The organism is Vibrio sp. 10N.222.52.B7 (assembly GCF_041474275.1).
GTDB classification, from domain to species: domain Bacteria; phylum Pseudomonadota; class Gammaproteobacteria; order Enterobacterales; family Vibrionaceae; genus Vibrio; species Vibrio crassostreae_C.
The window spans coordinates 1-353 of sequence record NZ_JBFRTU010000506.1; the positions used below are offsets into that span (position 1 = coordinate 1).

A 353-nucleotide genomic window follows, 5' to 3' on the forward strand; every position below is an offset into this window, starting at 1 on the left:
ATGGTCAATGGACCCAACAACATCTTTTTCGAACGACACGGCAAGGTGAAAAAGTCCGAAGTATCGTTTGTGAATGAAGAGCAGTTGTTAGCCATTGCTAAGCGCATTGCGTCACGTGTCGGAAGGCGTGTCGATGAACTTTCTCCGACGGTCGACGCCAGGCTAGAAGACGGCAGCCGTGTAAACATCGTGATTCCTCCCATTTCGTTGGATGGCACATCGATCTCAATTCGTAAGTTCAGAGAGCAAAACATCGGTTTTGAAGATTTGATTGGCTTTGGGTCGATGTCTCCAGATATGGCTCGAGTGCTGATGATCGCTTCTCGTTGCCGTATCAATGTGTTGATTTCTGG

General features: G+C 47.9%; 1 protein-coding gene. It reads left to right on the forward strand.

Annotation, left to right across the window (positions count from 1 at the left end):
* A partial coding sequence (locus AB4512_RS23920) for an ATPase, T2SS/T4P/T4SS family (protein ID WP_372175990.1) occupies window positions 1-353 on the forward strand: 353 nt, incomplete at both ends.